18 protein-coding genes and 1 other RNA gene are annotated in these 18,146 nt (G+C 54.7%); 10 read left to right on the top strand and 9 right to left on the bottom strand.

The features are described from left to right. The first annotated feature begins 23 nt into the window (after positions 1-23). The 7 genes from garK to pflB all read left to right on the top strand — a co-directional run bounded on the left by garK (position 24) and on the right by pflB (position 9,147). Entirely contained in the window at positions 24-1,169 is a 1,146-nt protein-coding gene (gene garK, locus E0L16_RS04945) for a glycerate 2-kinase (RefSeq protein WP_131636438.1), read from the top strand. Positions 1,170-1,201: 32 nt separating this feature from the next. Further along, an RNA gene (gene rnpB, locus E0L16_RS04940) (RNase P RNA component class A) lies at positions 1,202-1,578 on the top strand. 672 nt (positions 1,579-2,250) lie between these two features. Then, positions 2,251-3,171 (top strand): transcriptional regulator TdcA, encoded by a 921-nt coding sequence (gene tdcA / locus E0L16_RS04935; protein ID WP_131636460.1) that lies wholly within the window; start codon positions 2,251-2,253, stop codon positions 3,169-3,171. A gap of 96 nt (positions 3,172-3,267) precedes the next feature. Further along, positions 3,268-4,257, top strand: coding sequence for a bifunctional threonine ammonia-lyase/L-serine ammonia-lyase TdcB (tdcB, locus tag E0L16_RS04930; protein WP_131636437.1), 990 nt, complete (start codon positions 3,268-3,270; stop codon positions 4,255-4,257). 10 nt (positions 4,258-4,267) lie between these two features. Beyond that, a complete protein-coding gene (gene tdcC, locus E0L16_RS04925; protein WP_063867614.1) occupies positions 4,268-5,599 on the top strand; it encodes a threonine/serine transporter TdcC in 1,332 nt (443 codons plus the stop codon). 29 nt (positions 5,600-5,628) lie between these two features. Then, the gene (tdcD, locus tag E0L16_RS04920) at positions 5,629-6,837 is read left to right on the top strand and encodes a propionate kinase (RefSeq protein ID WP_131636436.1); all 1,209 of its coding nucleotides are present in this window, start codon (positions 5,629-5,631) and stop codon (positions 6,835-6,837) included. A 15-nt stretch (positions 6,838-6,852) separates the two neighbouring features. Then, positions 6,853-9,147: a formate C-acetyltransferase gene (gene pflB / locus E0L16_RS04915; protein ID WP_131636435.1), complete on the top strand. Its 2,295-nt coding sequence runs from the start codon at positions 6,853-6,855 to the stop codon at positions 9,145-9,147. Positions 9,148-9,203: 56 nt separating this feature from the next. Here the strand turns inward: pflB and E0L16_RS04910 are convergent, their stop codons facing one another. From E0L16_RS04910 to E0L16_RS04900, 3 genes are read right to left on the bottom strand one after another with little or no spacing between them, the layout of a single operon-like run. Next, positions 9,204-9,689, bottom strand: coding sequence for an Hcp family type VI secretion system effector (locus E0L16_RS04910; RefSeq protein ID WP_131636434.1), 486 nt, complete (start codon positions 9,687-9,689; stop codon positions 9,204-9,206). A 21-nt stretch (positions 9,690-9,710) separates the two neighbouring features. Beyond that, a complete protein-coding gene (locus E0L16_RS04905; protein ID WP_131636459.1) occupies positions 9,711-10,028 on the bottom strand; it encodes a DUF1493 family protein in 318 nt (105 codons plus the stop codon). A 2-nt stretch (positions 10,029-10,030) separates the two neighbouring features. After that, positions 10,031-10,480 carry an STM2901 family protein gene (locus E0L16_RS04900; protein ID WP_131636433.1) on the bottom strand — a complete coding sequence of 150 codons (450 nt, stop codon included), beginning with the start codon at positions 10,478-10,480 and terminating at the stop codon, positions 10,031-10,033. Between the two features lie 349 nt (positions 10,481-10,829). Here E0L16_RS04900 and E0L16_RS04895 point away from each other — a divergent pair, with 349 nt between their 5' ends. After that, on the top strand, positions 10,830-12,161 hold the full coding sequence (locus tag E0L16_RS04895) for an SLC5/6 family protein (RefSeq protein ID WP_107533935.1): 1,332 nt from the start codon (positions 10,830-10,832) through the stop codon (positions 12,159-12,161). A 20-nt stretch (positions 12,162-12,181) separates the two neighbouring features. Next, positions 12,182-13,483, top strand: coding sequence for an L-cysteine desulfidase family protein (locus E0L16_RS04890; protein ID WP_131636432.1), 1,302 nt, complete (start codon positions 12,182-12,184; stop codon positions 13,481-13,483). A gap of 47 nt (positions 13,484-13,530) precedes the next feature. Here E0L16_RS04890 and E0L16_RS04885 read toward each other — a convergent pair whose 3' ends face one another. Beyond that, positions 13,531-14,232, bottom strand: coding sequence for a pirin family protein (locus E0L16_RS04885; protein ID WP_063451087.1), 702 nt, complete (start codon positions 14,230-14,232; stop codon positions 13,531-13,533). 104 nt (positions 14,233-14,336) lie between these two features. Here E0L16_RS04885 and yhaJ point away from each other — a divergent pair, with 104 nt between their 5' ends. Beyond that, on the top strand, positions 14,337-15,239 hold the full coding sequence (gene yhaJ, locus E0L16_RS04880) for a DNA-binding transcriptional regulator YhaJ (protein WP_003862655.1): 903 nt from the start codon (positions 14,337-14,339) through the stop codon (positions 15,237-15,239). 40 nt (positions 15,240-15,279) lie between these two features. On the opposite strand, the gene E0L16_RS04875 is transcribed toward yhaJ, so the two are convergent. The 5 genes from E0L16_RS04875 to E0L16_RS04855 all read right to left on the bottom strand — a co-directional run bounded on the left by E0L16_RS04875 (position 15,280) and on the right by E0L16_RS04855 (position 18,146). Beyond that, positions 15,280-15,645: a DUF805 domain-containing protein gene (locus E0L16_RS04875; RefSeq protein ID WP_063451088.1), complete on the bottom strand. Its 366-nt coding sequence runs from the start codon at positions 15,643-15,645 to the stop codon at positions 15,280-15,282. 105 nt (positions 15,646-15,750) lie between these two features. After that, on the bottom strand, positions 15,751-16,737 hold the full coding sequence (locus E0L16_RS04870) for a glutathione S-transferase family protein (RefSeq protein ID WP_131636431.1): 987 nt from the start codon (positions 16,735-16,737) through the stop codon (positions 15,751-15,753). A gap of 72 nt (positions 16,738-16,809) precedes the next feature. Then, positions 16,810-17,202, bottom strand: coding sequence for a DoxX family protein (locus E0L16_RS04865; RefSeq protein WP_063867629.1), 393 nt, complete (start codon positions 17,200-17,202; stop codon positions 16,810-16,812). A 252-nt stretch (positions 17,203-17,454) separates the two neighbouring features. Further along, on the bottom strand, positions 17,455-17,751 hold the full coding sequence (locus tag E0L16_RS04860) for a YqjK-like family protein (RefSeq protein WP_003862649.1): 297 nt from the start codon (positions 17,749-17,751) through the stop codon (positions 17,455-17,457). Then, positions 17,748-18,146: a phage holin family protein gene (locus E0L16_RS04855; RefSeq protein WP_003862647.1), complete on the bottom strand. Its 399-nt coding sequence runs from the start codon at positions 18,144-18,146 to the stop codon at positions 17,748-17,750. Before E0L16_RS04855 ends, E0L16_RS04860 begins: the two co-directional genes overlap by 4 nt.

The raw sequence follows: 18,146 nt of genomic DNA, 5'->3' as shown, positions 1-18,146 counted from the left end.
GCCTACGGTCCAGGCTTACAACTATGAAAATCGTAATCGCGCCAGACTCTTATAAAGAAAGCCTGTCTGCCACCGAGGTGGCGCAGGCGATAGAAAAAGGATTCCGGGAGATTTTCCCCGACGCTCATTACGTGTCGGTTCCCGTTGCTGACGGTGGGGAAGGTACGGTTGAAGCGATGATCGCCGCGACTCAGGGCACCTGGCAGCAGGCTGTCGTCACCGGTCCGTTAGGGGAAAAAGTGAATGCCCGCTGGGGGATCTCTGGCGACGGGACGACCGCGTTTATCGAGATGGCCGCCGCCAGCGGCCTGGTGCTGGTTCCTCCCGCGCTGCGTAACCCGCTGGTCACAACGTCTCGCGGGACGGGGGAGCTGATCCTCAGCGCGCTGGATAAAGGCGCGCGCAATATCATTATCGGTATCGGCGGGAGCGCAACCAACGACGGGGGCGCCGGCATGATGCAGGCGCTGGGCGCGAGGTTTACGGATGCCAACGGGACGGAGATCGGCTACGGCGGCGGTAGCCTGATGGCGCTTAACCGTATTGATATTTCGGCGCTCGATCCGCGTCTTCAGGGATGCGCAATCCGCGTCGCCTGTGACGTGACGAATCCGCTGGTCGGTGAAAGCGGCGCGTCGCGTATCTTTGGCCCGCAAAAAGGCGCCACCGAGGAGATGATCCTCGAACTCGACGCCAATCTTAGCCACTATGCCGAGGTGATCAAAAAATCTTTGCGCATCGACGTGAACCCGGTTCCGGGGGCAGGAGCGGCGGGCGGCATGGGCGCGGCGCTGATGGCATTTCTGGGGGCTGAGCTGAAAAGCGGCATTGAGATTGTCACTCAGGCGCTCAATCTTGAAGAACACATTCACGACTGCACCTGGGTACTGACGGGCGAAGGGCGCATCGACAGCCAGAGCATTAACGGTAAAGTGCCCGTCGGCGTGGCGAGCGTCGCCAAAAAATACCATAAGCCGGTGATAGGGATTGCCGGAAGTCTGACGCAGGACGTGGGCGTGGTACACCAGTACGGCATCGACGCGGTGTTCAGCGTACTGACCAGCATCGGCTCACTGGAAGAGGCGTTCCGGGGCGCGTATGACAACATTTACCGCGCCTCGCGCAATATCGCGGCCACATTGCAGGTAGGCATGCGTAGCCAGGGGTGACAGCGGCGCGCAAACCCTCTATACTGCGCGCCGAAGCTGACCAGACAGTCGCCGCTTCGTCGTCGTCCCTTTCGGGGGAGACGGGCGGAGGGGAGGAAAGTCCGGGCTCCACAGGGCAGGGTGCCAGGTAACGCCTGGGGGGGAAACCCACGACCAGTGCAACAGAGAGCAAACCGCCGATGGCCCGCGCAAGCGGGATCAGGTAAGGGTGAAAGGGTGCGGTAAGAGCGCACCGCGCGGCTGGTAACAGTCCGTGGCACGGTAAACTCCACCCGGAGCAAGGCCAAATAGGGGTTCACATGGTACGGCCCGTACTGAACCCGGGTAGGCTGCTTGAGCCAGTGAGCGATTGCTGGCCTAGATGAATGACTGTCCACGACAGAACCCGGCTTATCGGTCAGCTTCAACTTCTTACGAAACCCCGCTTCGGCGGGGTTTTTGCTTTCTGAAGAGAACAGTCCGGATAAGCGCTGCGCCAGCCGACATCAATTCTCAATTTTGCGACGCTCAGCACATTTCACTGTTTACTCCGCCACGTGCTCCTCTCATCCTCCGTAGATGATCGTAATCACGAAATTTAACGCTATAAAATAAGAAAATTTTAGTGTTGATTAGATGTTGCATTTGTTGGCTTGCTGAAAATAAATGTTTTTCTAATTGATAATCAAATATTGAATCTAAAAACATTCTTCTGGTGAATGTGTGATATATCCCACTCTTTATTCTGAAATAGTATTAATATTCCTGGTAAAGTTGATAAACCACAAAAATGTTTTAAATCGGCAGTGTTGATTTATTAACCTTTAATTGCCTGAAAGATAGCCTTTATTAATATTTCTAAGGCAAAAAAATTCACGCGGGTTATTGCCATAAAATAAATTTATTACCTCGTAATTTGTTGATCAATATCAGCGTAATTGCGTATTTTAATTTGATTATGTTATTGATAGAAAAGGATTTAAATGGTTTTGATGATGGGTGAAAATAGGGCGTTCCGGCGAATTGTGAGTAACAGCACATACCCCCTTAAACATTATTAGGTAGAATCCGCTGCGTCATAGGGAAATAAGCGCAGAATATGATGAATACTATTATTCTACCGAAAACACAGCACCTCGTGGTATTTCAGGAAGTCATCAAAAGTGGCTCCATAGGTTCTGCTGCAAGACAACTGGGGCTGACGCAACCTGCCGTCAGCAAAATCATCAGCGACATCGAATCCTACTTCGGGGTAGAGGTGATGGTGCGTAAAAACACCGGCGTAAAACTCACTGCCGCCGGTCAGGTGCTGCTGTCATACGCTGAGTCGATCACCCGCGAAATGAAAAACATGGTGAGCGAAATCAACAGCCTCAGTTTTAGTACCGTCATGGACGTTTCCTTTGGCTACCCGTCGCTGATTGGCTTCACCTTCCTGTCTGAGATGATTAAAAAATTCAGGGAAGTGTTCCCGAAAGCGCGCGTCTCCATGTATGAAGCGCAGCTCTCTTCATTCCTGCCCGCCATTCGCGATGGACGGCTGGATTTTGCCATCGGCACGTTGAGCGACGGAATGTTGCTTCAGGATCTTCACGTTGAGCCACTGTTTGAATCCGAGTTTGTGCTGGTGGCGAGTAAATCACGAACGTGCACCGGCCCGACCAGACTGGCATCACTTACGCATGAGCAGTGGGTGATGCCGCAAACCGATATGGGCTACTACAACGAACTCCTGACCACCCTGCAAGACAACCACATCAGCATTGAAAACATCGTCCAGACCGATTCCGTCGTCACTATCTATAACCTTGTCCTTAATGCCGATTACCTGACGGTGATCCCCCGTGACATGATTGCGCCGTTCGGCTCGGACCAGTTTATCGTGCTGCCGGTGGAGGATGAATTACCCGTGGCGCGTTATGCCGCCGTGTGGTCGAAAAATTACAGTATTAAAAAATCGGCGTCAGTATTAGTTGAACTGGCAAAACAATATTCGGCGATGAATATCGATAAACGACGATAAAAATAATCACGCTTTAAAACACCCGGAGCGACGCTTTTTAACGCTCTGATACCCTGACTTTGCCTGAAAAGAATGAATTATTATAACGAGGATATTATGCACATTACCTACGATCTCCCGGTGACCATTGAAGATATTCAGGACGCCAGAAAGCGCCTGGCGGGAAAAATTTATAAAACCGGCATGCCGCGCTCAAATTATCTCAGCGAACGCTGTAAGGGCGAAATATTTCTTAAGTTTGAAAATATGCAGCGTACCGGTTCGTTTAAAATACGCGGGGCGTTTAATAAGTTAAGTTCGCTGACGGATGCAGAAAAACGCAAAGGGGTGGTGGCCTGCTCCGCAGGTAACCACGCTCAGGGTGTGTCGCTCTCCTGCGCCATGCTCGGTATCGACGGCAAAGTGGTGATGCCGATGGGCGCGCCGAAATCCAAGGTTGCCGCCACGCGTGACTATTCGGCGGAAGTGGTGCTGCACGGCGAGAACTTCAACGACACCATCGCTAAGGTGAGCGAAATCGTCGAGATGGAGGGGCGCATATTTATTCCGCCTTATGACGATCCGAAAGTCATTGCCGGCCAGGGCACCATCGGCCTTGAAATTCTCGAAGATCTCTACGACGTGGATAACGTCATTGTCCCTATCGGCGGCGGCGGTTTAATTGCCGGTATTGCAACGGCGATTAAATCCATTAATCCGACCATCAATATTATCGGCGTGCAGTCTGTAAACGTTCACGGCATGGCAGCTTCCTGGCAGGCCGGAGAAATAACCAGCCATCGCGTTACCGGCACATTAGCCGACGGTTGCGACGTGTCTCGTCCGGGGAATTTAACCTTCGAAATTGTTCGTGAACTGGTCGATGACATTGTGCTGGTCAGCGAAGATGAAATTCGCAACAGCATGATTGCGCTTATTCAGCGAAATAAAGTGGTGACGGAAGGTGCGGGCGCGCTGGCCTGCGCGGCGTTATTAAGCGGCAAACTGGACCACTATATTCAGGGCCGTAAAACCGTCTGCATTATTTCCGGCGGCAATATCGATCTCTCCCGTGTTTCCCAAATTACCGGCTTCGTTGACGCATAAAGGATGACTTATGAGCAACACTGAAAGCATTACCGTTGGCCAGACAAAAACGTCCACCTGGCGTAAATCGGATACCACCTGGACGCTGGGCCTGTTCGGGACCGCCATTGGTGCAGGCGTGCTGTTCTTCCCCATTCGTGCAGGGTTTGGCGGCCTGATCCCTATCCTGCTGATGCTGGTACTCGCCTTCCCGATTGCGTTTTACTGCCACCGCGCGCTGGCGCGCCTCTGTTTGTCCGGCAGTAACGTCTCCGGCAACATCACCGAAACGGTGGAAGAGCATTTCGGCAAAACCGGCGGGGTGGTGATCACTTTCCTCTACTTCTTCGCCATTTGTCCGCTGCTGTGGATCTACGGTGTAACCATTACCAACACCTTTATGACCTTCTGGGAAAACCAGCTCCAGCTGCCAGCCCTGAACCGCGGCGTGGTGGCGCTGTTCCTGCTGCTGCTGATGGCCTTTGTGATCTGGTTCGGGAAAGACCTGATGGTGAAGGTGATGAGCTACCTGGTGTTCCCATTCATTGCCAGCCTGGTGCTGATTTCCCTGTCGCTGATCCCGTACTGGAACTCGGCGGTAATCGACCAGGTCAACCTGAGCGATATCGCCTTTACCGGACATGACGGCATTCTGGTCACGGTGTGGCTGGGGATCTCCATCATGGTCTTCTCCTTTAACTTCTCGCCTATCGTCTCCTCGTTCGTGGTCTCCAAGCGCGAAGAGTACGAGCCGGAGTTCGGAAAAGAATTTACCGAGCAGAAATGTTCCAAAATCATCGGTCGCGCCAGCCTGCTGATGGTGGCAGTGGTGATGTTCTTCGCCTTTAGCTGCCTGTTTACGCTCTCTCCGCAGAACATGGCGGATGCCAAAGCGCAGAACATTCCGGTGCTCTCTTACCTGGCGAACCACTTTGCCTCGATGTCGGGCAGTAAATCCACGTTCGCCACGGTGCTGGAATACGGCGCCTCCATCATCGCGCTGGTCGCTATCTTTAAATCCTTCTTCGGCCACTATCTGGGCACGCTGGAGGGGCTGAACGGCCTGATCCTCAAGTTCGGCTACAAAGGCGATAAGAAGAGCGTCTCTGTCGGCAAACTGAACACCATCAGCATGATTTTCATCATGGGCTCCACCTGGATTGTGGCCTACGCCAATCCGAACATTCTCGACCTTATTGAAGCCATGGGGGCACCAATTATCGCCTCTCTGCTGTGCCTGTTGCCGATGTACGCCATCCGCAAGGCGCCAGCGCTGGCGAAATACAAAGGCCGGACCGAGAACATCTTCGTGACCGTGGTCGGCCTGCTGACCATTCTGAACATCGTCTACAAACTGTTTTAAGCCAAAGCTCAGGAAGAGCGGAGTAACACATGACTGAATTTCCGGTAGTACTGGTTATTAACTGCGGATCGTCCTCCGTTAAGTTTTCGGTGCTGGACGCAGCAGGCTGCGATGCCCTGCTGACGGGCATTGCGGACGGCATCAACACTGAAAAAGCCTTTATTTCCGTGAACGGGGGTGAGCCGGTCAGACTGGCTCACCAGGACTACGAAGGGGCGCTGGCCGCCATCGCCCTCGAGCTGGAGAAGCGCGACCTGATGAGCAGCGTGGCCCTGATTGGCCACCGCATCGCTCACGGCGGCGATCTCTTCAGCGAGTCGACCCTCATCACGGAAGAGGTCATTGAGCAGATCCGCCTGGTTTCCCCGCTGGCGCCGCTGCATAACTACGCCAACCTGAGCGGCGTGGAAGCCGCAGAGCGGCTGTTCCCCGGCGTGCAGCAGGTGGCGGTATTTGACACCAGCTTCCACCAGACCATGGCACCGCAGGCGTATCTGTACGGTCTGCCGTACCGCTATTTTGAAGAGCTGGGCGTTCGCCGCTACGGTTTCCACGGCACCTCTCACCGCTACGTGGCGGCGCAGGCGCACGCGCTCCTCGGGCTGTCCCCCGAGGACAGCGGCCTGGTGAGCGCCCACCTCGGCAACGGGGCGTCCATCTGCGCGGTGCGTAACGGCGAGAGCGTGGACACGTCCATGGGCATGACGCCACTGGAGGGGCTGGTGATGGGCACGCGGTGCGGCGACGTGGATTTCGGCGCGATGGCGTGGATTGCCCAGCAGACCGGCCAGTCGTTCGAGGATCTGGAGCGCGTGGTCAACAAAGAGTCCGGGTTGCTCGGGATCTCCGGCATCTCCTCCGATTTACGCGCGCTGGAGAAAGCCTGGCACGAAGGCAATGAGCGGGCGGAGCTGGCGATACACACTTTTGTCCACCGCATAGCGCGGCATATCGCCGGTCACGCCGCGTCTCTGCATCGCCTGGATGGCGTGATCTTCACTGGCGGCATCGGTGAAAACTCCACGCTGATCCGCGCGCTGGTGGCGGAACACCTGAAGGTGTTTGGCATCGCGCTCGACGAGGCCAAAAACGCTCTGCCGGGCAGCGCGGGTGAGCGCGTCATCTCCGCTGATACCTCCCGCGTGGCCTGCGCGGTTATCCCTACCAATGAAGAAAAAATGATCGCGCTGGACGCCCTCCGTCTTGGGAAGGTGACCCCGGCTGCGGCTTACGCCTGATAAAGCGAGAATCTGATGAAAGTAACAATCGATACGGGCGTCGCGCCCTTCAGCGACGCATGGGCCGGGTTTCGCGGTGAAGAATGGAAAAACGCCGTTAACGTCCGCGATTTTATTCAGCATAACTACACCCCTTATGAAGGCGATGAAGCTTTCCTCGCGCAGGCGACGCCTGCAACGACGGCGCTGTGGCAGAAGGTGATGGTCGGCATTCGCCAGGAGAATGCCACCCACGCTCCGGTAGATTTTGACACCAACATCGCCACCACCATCACCGCTCACGGGCCGGGTTATATTGACCAGGCGCTGGAGACGATCGTCGGCCTGCAAACCGACAAGCCGCTCAAGCGCGCCCTGCATCCGTACGGCGGGATCAACATGATCCGCAGCTCGTTCGACGCCTACGGTCGTGAGATGGATCCGCAGTTTGAATACCTGTTCACCGACCTGCGCAAAACCCACAACCAGGGCGTGTTTGACGTTTACTCCCCGGAGATGATGCGCTGCCGTAAATCTGGCGTGCTGACCGGTCTGCCGGACGGCTACGGACGCGGGCGCATTATCGGCGACTACCGCCGCGTGGCGCTGTACGGCATCAGCTATCTGGTGCGCGAGCGTGAACTCCAGTTCGCCGATCTTCAGGGAAAACTGGAGCGCGGAGAAGATCTGGAGGCAACGATCCGCCTGCGCGAAGAGCTGGCGGAGCATAAGCGTGCGTTGCTCCAGATCCAGCAGATGGCGGCGAACTATGGCTTTGATATTTCACGTCCGGCGATGAACGCGCAGGAAGCGGTGCAGTGGGTCTACTTTGCCTACCTTGCCGCAGTGAAATCCCAGAACGGCGGGGCGATGTCGCTGGGGCGCACGGCCTCGTTCCTTGATATCTACATTGAGCGCGACATGCAGGCAGGAAGGCTGAACGAGATGCAGGCCCAGGAGCTGATCGACCACTTCATCATGAAGATCCGCATGGTGCGCTTCCTGCGCACGCCGGAGTTCGACACGCTCTTCTCCGGCGATCCGATCTGGGCCACGGAAGTGATCGGCGGCATGGGGCTGGATGGCCGCACGCTGGTGACCAAAAACAGCTTCCGCTACCTGCATACCCTGCACACCATGGGGCCTGCGCCGGAGCCAAACCTGACGATCCTCTGGTCCGAACAGCTGCCGATCGCTTTCAAAAAATACGCCGCGCAGGTGTCGATCGTCACCTCCTCGCTGCAATATGAGAACGACGATTTGATGCGCGCCGACTTCAACAGCGATGACTACGCCATTGCCTGCTGCGTCAGCCCGATGGTGATCGGCAAGCAGATGCAGTTCTTCGGCGCCCGCGCCAACCTGGCGAAAACGCTGCTGTACGCAATTAACGGCGGGGTGGATGAGAAGCTGAAGATCCAGGTCGGCCCGAAAACCGAGCCGCTGCTGGATGAGGTGCTGGATTACGACACCGTGATGGCGAGCCTGGATCACTTTATGGACTGGCTGGCGGTGCAGTACATCAGCGCGCTGAATCTCATTCACTATATGCATGATAAGTACAGCTACGAAGCCTCGCTGATGGCGCTGCACGATCGGGACGTCTATCGCACCATGGCCTGCGGCATCGCCGGGCTGTCGGTGGCGGCGGATTCCCTGTCGGCGATTAAATACGCCACGGTGAAACCGGTGCGCGACCATACCGGCCTGGCGGTGGACTTCGTCATTGAAGGCGACTATCCGCAGTACGGCAATAATGACGATCGCGTGGACAGCATCGCTTGCGACCTGGTGGAGCGCTTTATGAAGAAGATCCACGCGCTGCCGACGTATCGCAACGCGGTGCCGACGCAGTCGATCCTGACTATCACCTCCAACGTGGTCTACGGCCAGAAAACGGGCAACACGCCGGACGGACGACGCGGCGGTACGCCGTTTGCACCTGGCGCCAACCCGATGCACGGTCGCGACAGGAAAGGGGCGGTGGCGTCGTTAACCTCAGTTGCCAAGCTGCCGTTCACCTATGCGAAGGACGGGATCTCCTACACCTTCTCCATCGTGCCGCAGGCGCTGGGCAAGGATGAGCAGGTGCGCAAAACCAACCTTGTGGGGCTGCTGGACGGGTATTTCCATCACGAAGCGTCTATCGAAGGCGGGCAGCACCTGAACGTTAACGTCATGAACCGGGAGATGCTGCTGGATGCCATTGCCCATCCGGAGAACTACCCGAACCTGACCATCCGCGTTTCGGGGTATGCGGTGCGGTTTAACGCCCTGACGCGCGAGCAGCAGCAGGACGTGATTTCGAGGACGTTTACGCAGGCGATGTGACGCAGGCCAAATAATCCGCCCCCTTCAGATAAGGGGGCTTTTTTGTCTGCTGAAAATCATGCAGATGCTCGTTCATTCCATGCATCAGAAAACTGAATATTGCCGTCGCAGTAAGTCCAAATTGCTTTTTCGTATCTCAACTGAATGGATTCAAGATGGCCCGTACCGGGACAGTTACGTGTATCGTTAACAATAGGGGAGATTGATACGACCTTTACACCTTCCAGTTCAGTTCTGAAGTATTCAACTTCCCTTCCCGCATCGTTAATTCGATAATATCTTATCTCAACTTTTTTTAGGTTTTGCCCTGTAGCCACAGCCTTATAAAGATACGGAGATGAACTATCTATCTCCTTCTCGAACAAGAAAGGGGCATGTTTGCGCGTTCCGGTTAATCTCCCGGAAAGAGGATCTGTTGGAATACTTAAATTATGGGTTAACCCTCTAATTTCAACACTCCCTTCCCGATCCTGTACATCACTTGAACCCTTAATAAGTGAGCCGCCATCGTCAAAAAACCAAATATGAACCGGTACAGCCATAAATCATGCTCCTTTCGAAAATCAGTGATGGATCCATGTGCCTGCTTTTACCGCCTCAGCAAACATTCTTACGGTTAATGGTTTTGATATTTGTTTAACGGGTTCTTGCGTAAACCATTTTCTGAAAAACCAGGTTTGAGTCCATGGGAAATAGTTTTGCGTGGGCACATTGATAAGATAGTTTTTCTCAAATTTCTCAATGGCATAAACGATATCATCCAGATCGGTGTAATCCTGTAGAACATCGTCTAACTCGAGCGGGATCCTCTTGCCCGTAAATGTTCCCTGTTCTGGTAAATTTTCCCTGAAGAACTTCAAAACATCATTTTCACTATTCATATTCACCAAATCCGATCTTTAGGGTGAGCAATCGTATTATATCGTGAGAGTGTTTTGTAACTTATCGTTGCAAGATCAGCAGCAAGTATGGTTATCCCCAATGCAGGGATCCATCGACCAATGAATGCACCTAAGTTTTTGGTATACATTGGTTTTCGGTATTTAAAGCTTGCGAGTGTAATCGTAGGTAATCGGTGTGGTAGCTGTACATTCAGAAGATCGCGAAGATACTTAGAAGCCACGGAAGTACCTATAGTAGCCGTTTCTGGTTTTGTTCTGGTCTCAAGTATAGGTAAACCAAGGATCATAGTAGCCATCATTACTGCATCTTTTAATCCGCCGAACTGTTCATCGGTAGTATCAGGGAAAATCCAAAAAAATAACTCAGACGCCGAGATATTACATATACCTTTATAGAAATATGTTCCATTGAGCTCTTCAACGGTATCCATATCATAGCCATAATAATAGAGTGGGTTCAGTGATGCTATCGTATAAAAATTTGAAGGCTGAAAGTAGAACAATCATCTTTATAAATTCCTAAAAAAGATCCATTTTCTCAACATAGTGATTCTGTGAAATGCGTCACTTTTGGAATTTTTTACCAACTATCATTAAAAATGAGGCGCTTTTTTCTCTAAATTCAGGAAGGCCGCATAAAGATTGTGACTTTTTTCTCCCGCGCTACGGATATGATCTTCCCATACCAATAACACACACCTGCACTCTCTGACTCGCAATCGCTGGCGATCGGAACCACATAAAAACAATTACTTACCCTACAAAATAAGCGAGTGCCCAATGAATATGGCAACAAACAGCAGTGTGATTGTGAGTGATTCCCCTGCGGCAAGGCGGGCGGGAATGAGCGAAAGCGAATGGCGAGAGGCGATTAAATTCGACAGCACCGATACGGGCTGGGTCATCATGAGTATCGGGATGGCTATCGGCGCGGGTATCGTTTTTCTTCCGGTGCAGGTTGGATTAATGGGGCTGTGGGTCTTTTTGCTCTCGTCGATAATTGGCTATCCGGCCATGTACCTCTTCCAGCGGTTATTTATTAATACGCTGGCGGAATCCCCGGAATGCAAAGACTACCCGAGCGTGATTAGCGGTTATTTAGGTAAAAACTGGGGCATCTTATTGGGTGCACTTTATTTCGTGATGCTGGTCATCTGGATGTTTGTTTATTCCACGGCTATCACCAACGACAGCGCATCTTATTTGCACACCTTCGGCGTCACCGAGGGGTTGCTGTCGGAAAATCCCTTCTACGGCTTATTCCTGATCTGCATCCTGGTCGCTATTTCTTCGCGCGGTGAAAAGCTGCTGTTTAAAGTCTCCAGCCTGATGGTGCTGACCAAATTATTTGTGGTGGCGGCGCTGGGGCTTTCGATGATCGGCCTCTGGCATTTAGCCAACGTCGGTATGCTGCCGCCGATGGGGCTGCTGATTAAAAACGCCATAATTACGCTGCCTTTCACCTTAACCTCCATTCTGTTTATCCAGACGTTAAGCCCGATGGTGATTTCCTATCGTTCGCGGGAAAAATCCGTTGAGGTGGCGCGTCATAAGGCGCTGCGGGCGATGAATATCGCCTTTGGCATACTGTTTGTGACGGTCTTCTTCTACGCCGTCTCTTTCACCCTGGCGATGGGGCACGACGAGGCGGTAAAAGCCTACGAGCAGAATATTTCCGCCCTGGCAATCGCGGCGCAGTTTATCAGCGGTGACGGCGCAGGCTGGGTCAAAATCGTCAGCGTGGTTCTCAATATCTTTGCCGTCATGACTGCCTTCTTCGGCGTCTACCTGGGCTTTCGTGAAGCGACGCAGGGCATCGTGATGAATATCCTGCGCCGCAAAATGCCGGCTGAACGTATTAATGAAAGCACCGTCCAGCGCGGGATCATGCTGTTCGCCATCCTGCTCGCCTGGAGCGCGATTGTGTTAAACGCGCCGGTGCTGAGCTTCACCTCCATCTGTAGCCCTATTTTCGGGATGGTGGGCTGCTTAATTCCGGCGTGGCTGGTCTACAAAGTGCCCGCCCTTCATAAATATAAAGGCGTGTCGCTGGTGATTATTGTGATCACCGGGCTGCTGCTTTGTGTTTCTCCTTTCCTCGCCTTCTCATGAGGTTAAATAAGGTCGTAACGATGTCTGAGCAAATTAATCCTTTATGGAATCATTTTATTCGCGCCGTGCAGGAGGAGGTAAAGCCTGCGCTGGGGTGTACCGAACCCGTCTCGCTGGCGCTGGCCTGTGCGATGGCTGCCGGAGAGCTTTCCGGTGAGGTGACGCGTATTGAGGCGTGGGTATCGCCAAACCTGATGAAAAACGGGCTTGGCGTAACGGTGCCCGGCACCGGCATGGTCGGTTTACCCATCGCGGCGGCGCTGGGGGCGACGGGCGGTAATGCCCACGCCGGGCTGGAGGTGTTGAAAGACGCTTCTGCCGAGGCGCTAACGCGCGCCAAAGCCATGCTCAAAGCAGGTCTGGTGCAGGTGAAATTGCAGGAGCCGTGCGATGAGATCCTTTATTCACGTGCCTGCGTGTACGCTGGAGATTCCTCGGCGATGGTGACTATCGCCGGCGGGCATACCCGGGTGGTGGAGGTGGTTTGTCAGGGCGAAACGCGCTTCAGGCTTGGCGATCGGCAGACCGAGGTAAGTAACGATCCGCTGGCGGTACTGTCAAACACCACGCTCTCGCAGATCCTGGAGTTTGTGGAGCAGGTGCCGTTCGAGGCGATCTGCTTTATCCTGGAAGCAGGGCAATTGAACGATGCGCTCTCTCGTGAAGGGCTCAGCGGAAAGTGGGGGTTGCACGTTGGCGCGACGCTCAATAAGCAGCGCGCACGCGGATGGATGGGCCAGGATCTGGGTTCAGACATCGTTATCCGCACCAGTGCGGCTTCGGATGCCCGCATGGGTGGCGCGACGCTGCCGGCGATGAGCAACTCGGGCTCCGGGAATCAGGGGATTACGGCTACCATGCCGGTTGTCGTGGTCGCTGAACACGTTCAGGCCGATGACGAACGGCTGGCGCGGGCGCTGATGCTCTCGCATCTGTCGGCTATTTACATCCATTACCAGCTTCCGCGTTTGTCCGCGCTGTGTGCGGCGACGACGGCGGCGATGGGCGCTGCGGCGGGAATGGCGTGGCTAATGGGCGGTTCTTACCAGACCATTGCCATGGCGATCGGCAGTATGATCGGTGACGTCAGCGGGATGATCTGCGACGGGGCGTCTAACAGCTGCGCCATGAAGGTCTCGACCAGCGTCACCAGCGCCTGGAAAGCCGTGATGATGGCGCTGGATGATACAGCCGTGACGGGTAACGAGGGGATTGTGGCCCACGACGTGGAACAGTCTATCTCTAACCTGTGCGCGCTGGCGTGTCGCTCAATGCAGGCAACGGACCGGCAGATTATTGAGATTATGGCGAGTAAGGTGTAAAAATTTCCCCTCTCCCCATTGGGGAGAGGGCTATGGTGAGTTTTTTTTTAAACCGGCAAATCAATCAGCAGCGCGCGCAGCGGCGTATCTGCCACCAGGGTGATATTCGCTTCATCACGAATAAACGCCCCGTCACCGCAGGTGAGCGCTTCTTTCTCTTCCGTATGCGTTACCGCATGTACCGTGCCGTGAATGGACTGTAAATAGGCGCGCGGGCCATGAAGCTGGAAGCTCACCTGTTCACCTTTTTTCAGTTCAATATGGTGCAGCCATACCTGCTGGCGTAACTGCAAGCTGCCTTTGCTGCCGTCTGGCGAGGCAATCAGCTGCTGTTTATCGCCCTTCAGGTCGATCTTTTGCACCAGCGGATTTTCCCGCTCCGGACAGGCATCCAGCCACAGCTGCATGCGGGTCAGCGTTTTGTCTTTGCTGAGGTTATGCTCGCTATAGCTAATACCGGGCTGCGTAGAAATTAACAGCGCCTCGCCAGCCTTTGCCTGGACATGATTGCCCTCGCTATCGCGGTATTCTGCCTCGCCTTCCAGGATCAGGTTCAGGATATCGACTTTAGGATACGCGCGCGGCTGGAAGGACGCGCCCGGAGCGAGCACCTCCTGATTCAGTACGCGCAGTGAAGCGTAACCAAGGAGTTTAGGGTCAAAGTAGTGTCCAAAGGAAAAGGTGTAGCGGGCCTGCAACCAACCGAAATCGGCTTGTCCGCACTGTTTCGCTGTTCTTGTCGTAATCATAAACTTGACCTCTCTTTACACTAAATCAATGGTAAAGGTATGGACGCTGCATTGTTAGCCAGATATTCTGCCCGGTATGTTCAAATTTACTGAATGAGAACGAGATGGCTAAAGAGAGAGCATTGACGCTTGAGGCGCTTCGCGTCATGGACGCGATTGACAGGCGTGGCAGTTTTGCCGCCGCGGCAGATGAACTGGGGCGCGTTCCGTCTGCGCTGAGCTATACCATGCAAAAGCTGGAGGAGGAGCTGGATGTTGTGCTCTTCGATCGCTCCGGTCATCGAACAAAATTCACCAACGTTGGGCGAATGCTGCTGGAACGCGGCCGCGTGCTGCTTGAAGCGGCGGATAAGCTGACGACGGACGCCGAGGCGCTGGCCCGCGGCTGGGAAACCCATCTGACGCTAGTGACCGAAGCGCTGGTGCCCACCGAGGCGCTGTTCCCGCTGGTGGACCGCCTGGCCGCAAAAGCCAATACCCAGCTGTCGATCATCACCGAGGTGCTGGCAGGGGCATGGGAGCGGCTGGAGACGGGCAGGGCGGATATCGTCATTGCGCCGGACATGCATTTCCGCTCATCGTCAGAAATCAACTCGCGCAAACTTTACAGCGTGATGAACGTCTACGTTGCCGCGCCGGATCACCCGATTCACCAGGAGCCGGAGCCGCTCTCTGAAGTGACGCGCGTGAAGTACCGCGGCGTGGCGGTGGCGGATACCGCGCGCGAGCGTCCGGTGCTGACGGTGCAGCTGCTGGATAAACAGCCGCGTCTGACGGTGACGTCGCTGGAAGATAAGCGCCAGGCGCTGCTCGCCGGGCTGGGCGTGGCGACCATGCCGTATCCGTTCGTCGAAAAGGATATTGCTGAGGGGCGGCTGCGCGTGGTCAGCCCGGAATACACCAGTGAAGTGGATATCATTATGGCGTGGCGTCGCGACAGCATGGGCGAAGCCAAATCGTGGTGTTTGCGAGAAATACCCAAGCTCTTTGCGCATCACAACAAATAAGCGTGCAGGCCCGGTAAGCGTAAGCGCCACCGGGCAAAATTTACGCGCTTGTCTTAGGATCCGGACCAAAGCGGTTTTCGCCCGGCGTTCCGCTCTGACAGTTGAAAATCAAAATCACGATCCAGCCAATAAGCGGGATCAACAGCAACAGCAGCCACCACGCCGAACGATCGGTGTCGTGGAGACGACGGAACAGCACGGCCCATGAAGGCAGCAGAACTAACACACCATAAATGGTGGTGAGTATGCCTTCACCCCCCTCTCGCTCCCAGCCGAGGATTTTGTCCACAATGCCCAGCACCATAATCAGGACGAAGTTCACCAGAACGAACATCCAGTACTCTTTGCGGCGGGCGCGGCCACCAAATCCAACGTAGTTGCGTAGTACTTTTAAATACCAGTCCATTTTCCTTGCCTCTTAATCAGTCAATCACTTGTTTTCTAAGCGATCGAGGTAAGGATAGATGTATGCCGTGAATTAAAAAAGGGAATCAATTGATTCCCTAAATAATTATCCGAAACGCACGTCGCGCCCGTGCGGTTCATCCAGATCCTGCCACGGGCCAATGGAGATGATGCCCGTTGGGTTGATGGTCTTATGGCTGCGGAAATAGTGGGTGCGAATATGGTCAAAATCGACCGTCTCCGCAATCCCGGGCATCTGATAGATGTCGCGCAGGAAACCGTGCAGGTTCAGATAGTCGCTGATGCGATGCTTGTCGCACTTGAAGTGGGTGACGTAAACCGGATCAAAGCGGATCAGCGTTGTCCACAGGCGGATGTCCGCTTCGGTCAGGCGATCGCCGGTTAAATAACGATGCTGGCCGAGGATCTGCTCCAGACGCTCCAGGGATTCAAAGACTTTTCCGACCGCTTCGTCGTAGGCTTCCTGGCTGGTGGCGAAACCGGCCTTATAGACGCCGTTGTTCACGTTGTCGTAGATCCAGCCGTTCAGCTCGTCAATTTTCTCGCGCAGCTCCGCCGGATAGTAATCCCCGGCGCGGGCGCCGTGCGCGTCAAAGGCGGTATTGAACATGCGAATGATTTCAGCGGATTCATTGCTGACGATCGTCTGGTTTTTCTTGTCCCACAGCACCGGTACGGTTACGCGTCCGGTGTAGTGCGGATCGGCGCGCAGATAGAGCTGATACAGGAAATTGTGGTGATAAAGTTCATCACCCGTCGCGGCAGGGAAATCGCTGTCGAAGGTCCAGCCGTTTTCCAGCATCAGCGGGTTCACCACCGAAACCGGAATTAACGATTCGAGGCCTTTAAGCTTGCGCACAATCAGCGTACGGTGCGCCCACGGGCAGGCGAGAGAAACGTACAGATGATAACGATTTTTCTCCGCCGCGAAGCCGCCTTCGCCGCTTGGGCCGGGTGCGCCGTCGGCGGTCAGCCAGTTACGGAAGGCCGAAACAGAGCGCTTAAAGCGTCCGCCGGTGGATTTGGTGTCATACCAGACATCCTGCCAGACGCCGTCTACGAGTTGTCCCATTTTTTACTCCTCCGTCAGATAGCAAAAGCGAGGAGATGTCTCCTCGCTTTGAATTTAATCAGTATAGCGTGCTTACCACTTCTTATTCAGAAGACGGTCGATGCTGTAAGCGCCAGGGCCCGTGATGGCCAGCAGCAGATAGCCGCCTGCAATGGTCAGGTTTTTCATGAACATCAGGGAGTTCACGCCTTCGGCAAAGTTGCTGTGGAACAGGAACGCCGTCAGCAGGGTGAAGCCTGCGGTGAACAGCGCCGTGGTGCGGGTCAGGAAACCGAACAACACCGCCAGGCCACCGCCGAACTCAAGCAGGATAGTCAGTGGCAGCAGGAACCCCGGCACGCCCATGGCTTCCATATACTGCTGGGTACCCGCATAACCGGTGATTTTGCCCCAGCCCGCGGTGATGAACAGAATTGGCATCAGAATACGCGCTACCAGTACACCAACATCTTCTAATTTTTTCATTTTACTCTCCAGGAAACCACATCAGCGGCTAAACGTTATTTGCTTGCAAAATCGGGTAGATACCGCGTCTTTGCTGTTGATGGAGAGGAGTGTAAACGGGGCGGGTGGCAATTGTTAGCAAGGAAAACTGTCAATCTTTTTCAAAGATATTGAGTAAGGGAGCGTGGAGAGATGTTCCGGGTGACGGCTACGCCTTATCCGGCCTACTTTTTACCGTAGGCCGGGTAAGCGCAGCGCCACCCGGCGAGAAGGCTAGCGCAGCTGCTGCTGACGCAGCGTGGTTTTCACCAGACGCCAGGCGCTCCAGGCACCAAAGCCGCGGCGTGCCCAGCGGATCAGCATATTAGGATGCCGAACCGACCAGATCGCCATCACGCTGCTGCCGACCAGCGCCCATGAGCGCAGGCTCAGAACAGTGTTCCAGCCCCGGTCAAACCGATGCGTGGCTTCAACCCAGTCGCGTCGGCTGGCGGACAGATCCAACCGCTGCTGTTGGATCTGGCTCAGCAGATACGCTTTACGCTTCTGACGTTCGGCTTTGTCGCTCACGACTTATCATCCTCCAGCAGGGCGCGGTCGTTGGCCAGCTCCTGACGCGTGTGGCGCAGGAAGGTCGAGGTGCGCGCTTTATGCAGGGTCCAGATACCGCCTATCAGCGCTGCAACCAGCAGAACCACGGTTGTGGCAATCATCGCGTTCAGACGATACTGTGGATCGATAGCCCAGATGATTAACACCATCAGGCTCATCAGGCCAAACGCGGCAAAGAGCATCGTAAGCCCGAGCATGAGCAGCATCTGGAAGAGGTTGGCTTTCTCCTCTTCCAGCTCCACTACCGCAAGCCGGACGCGCGTTTCGGCAATCCCGACCAGCGTCGTAAGAATACGCTGGCCGATGCCGAGGACGTTTTTAGCAGGCCCTTGTGCGTGACGTGGATCTTCCAT

Origin of the sequence: Enterobacter quasihormaechei, assembly GCF_004331385.1 — a bacterium.
In the GTDB taxonomy this organism is placed as follows: Bacteria; Pseudomonadota; Gammaproteobacteria; order Enterobacterales; family Enterobacteriaceae; genus Enterobacter; species Enterobacter quasihormaechei.
This window is presented reverse-complemented; position numbering and strand designations above follow the sequence as displayed.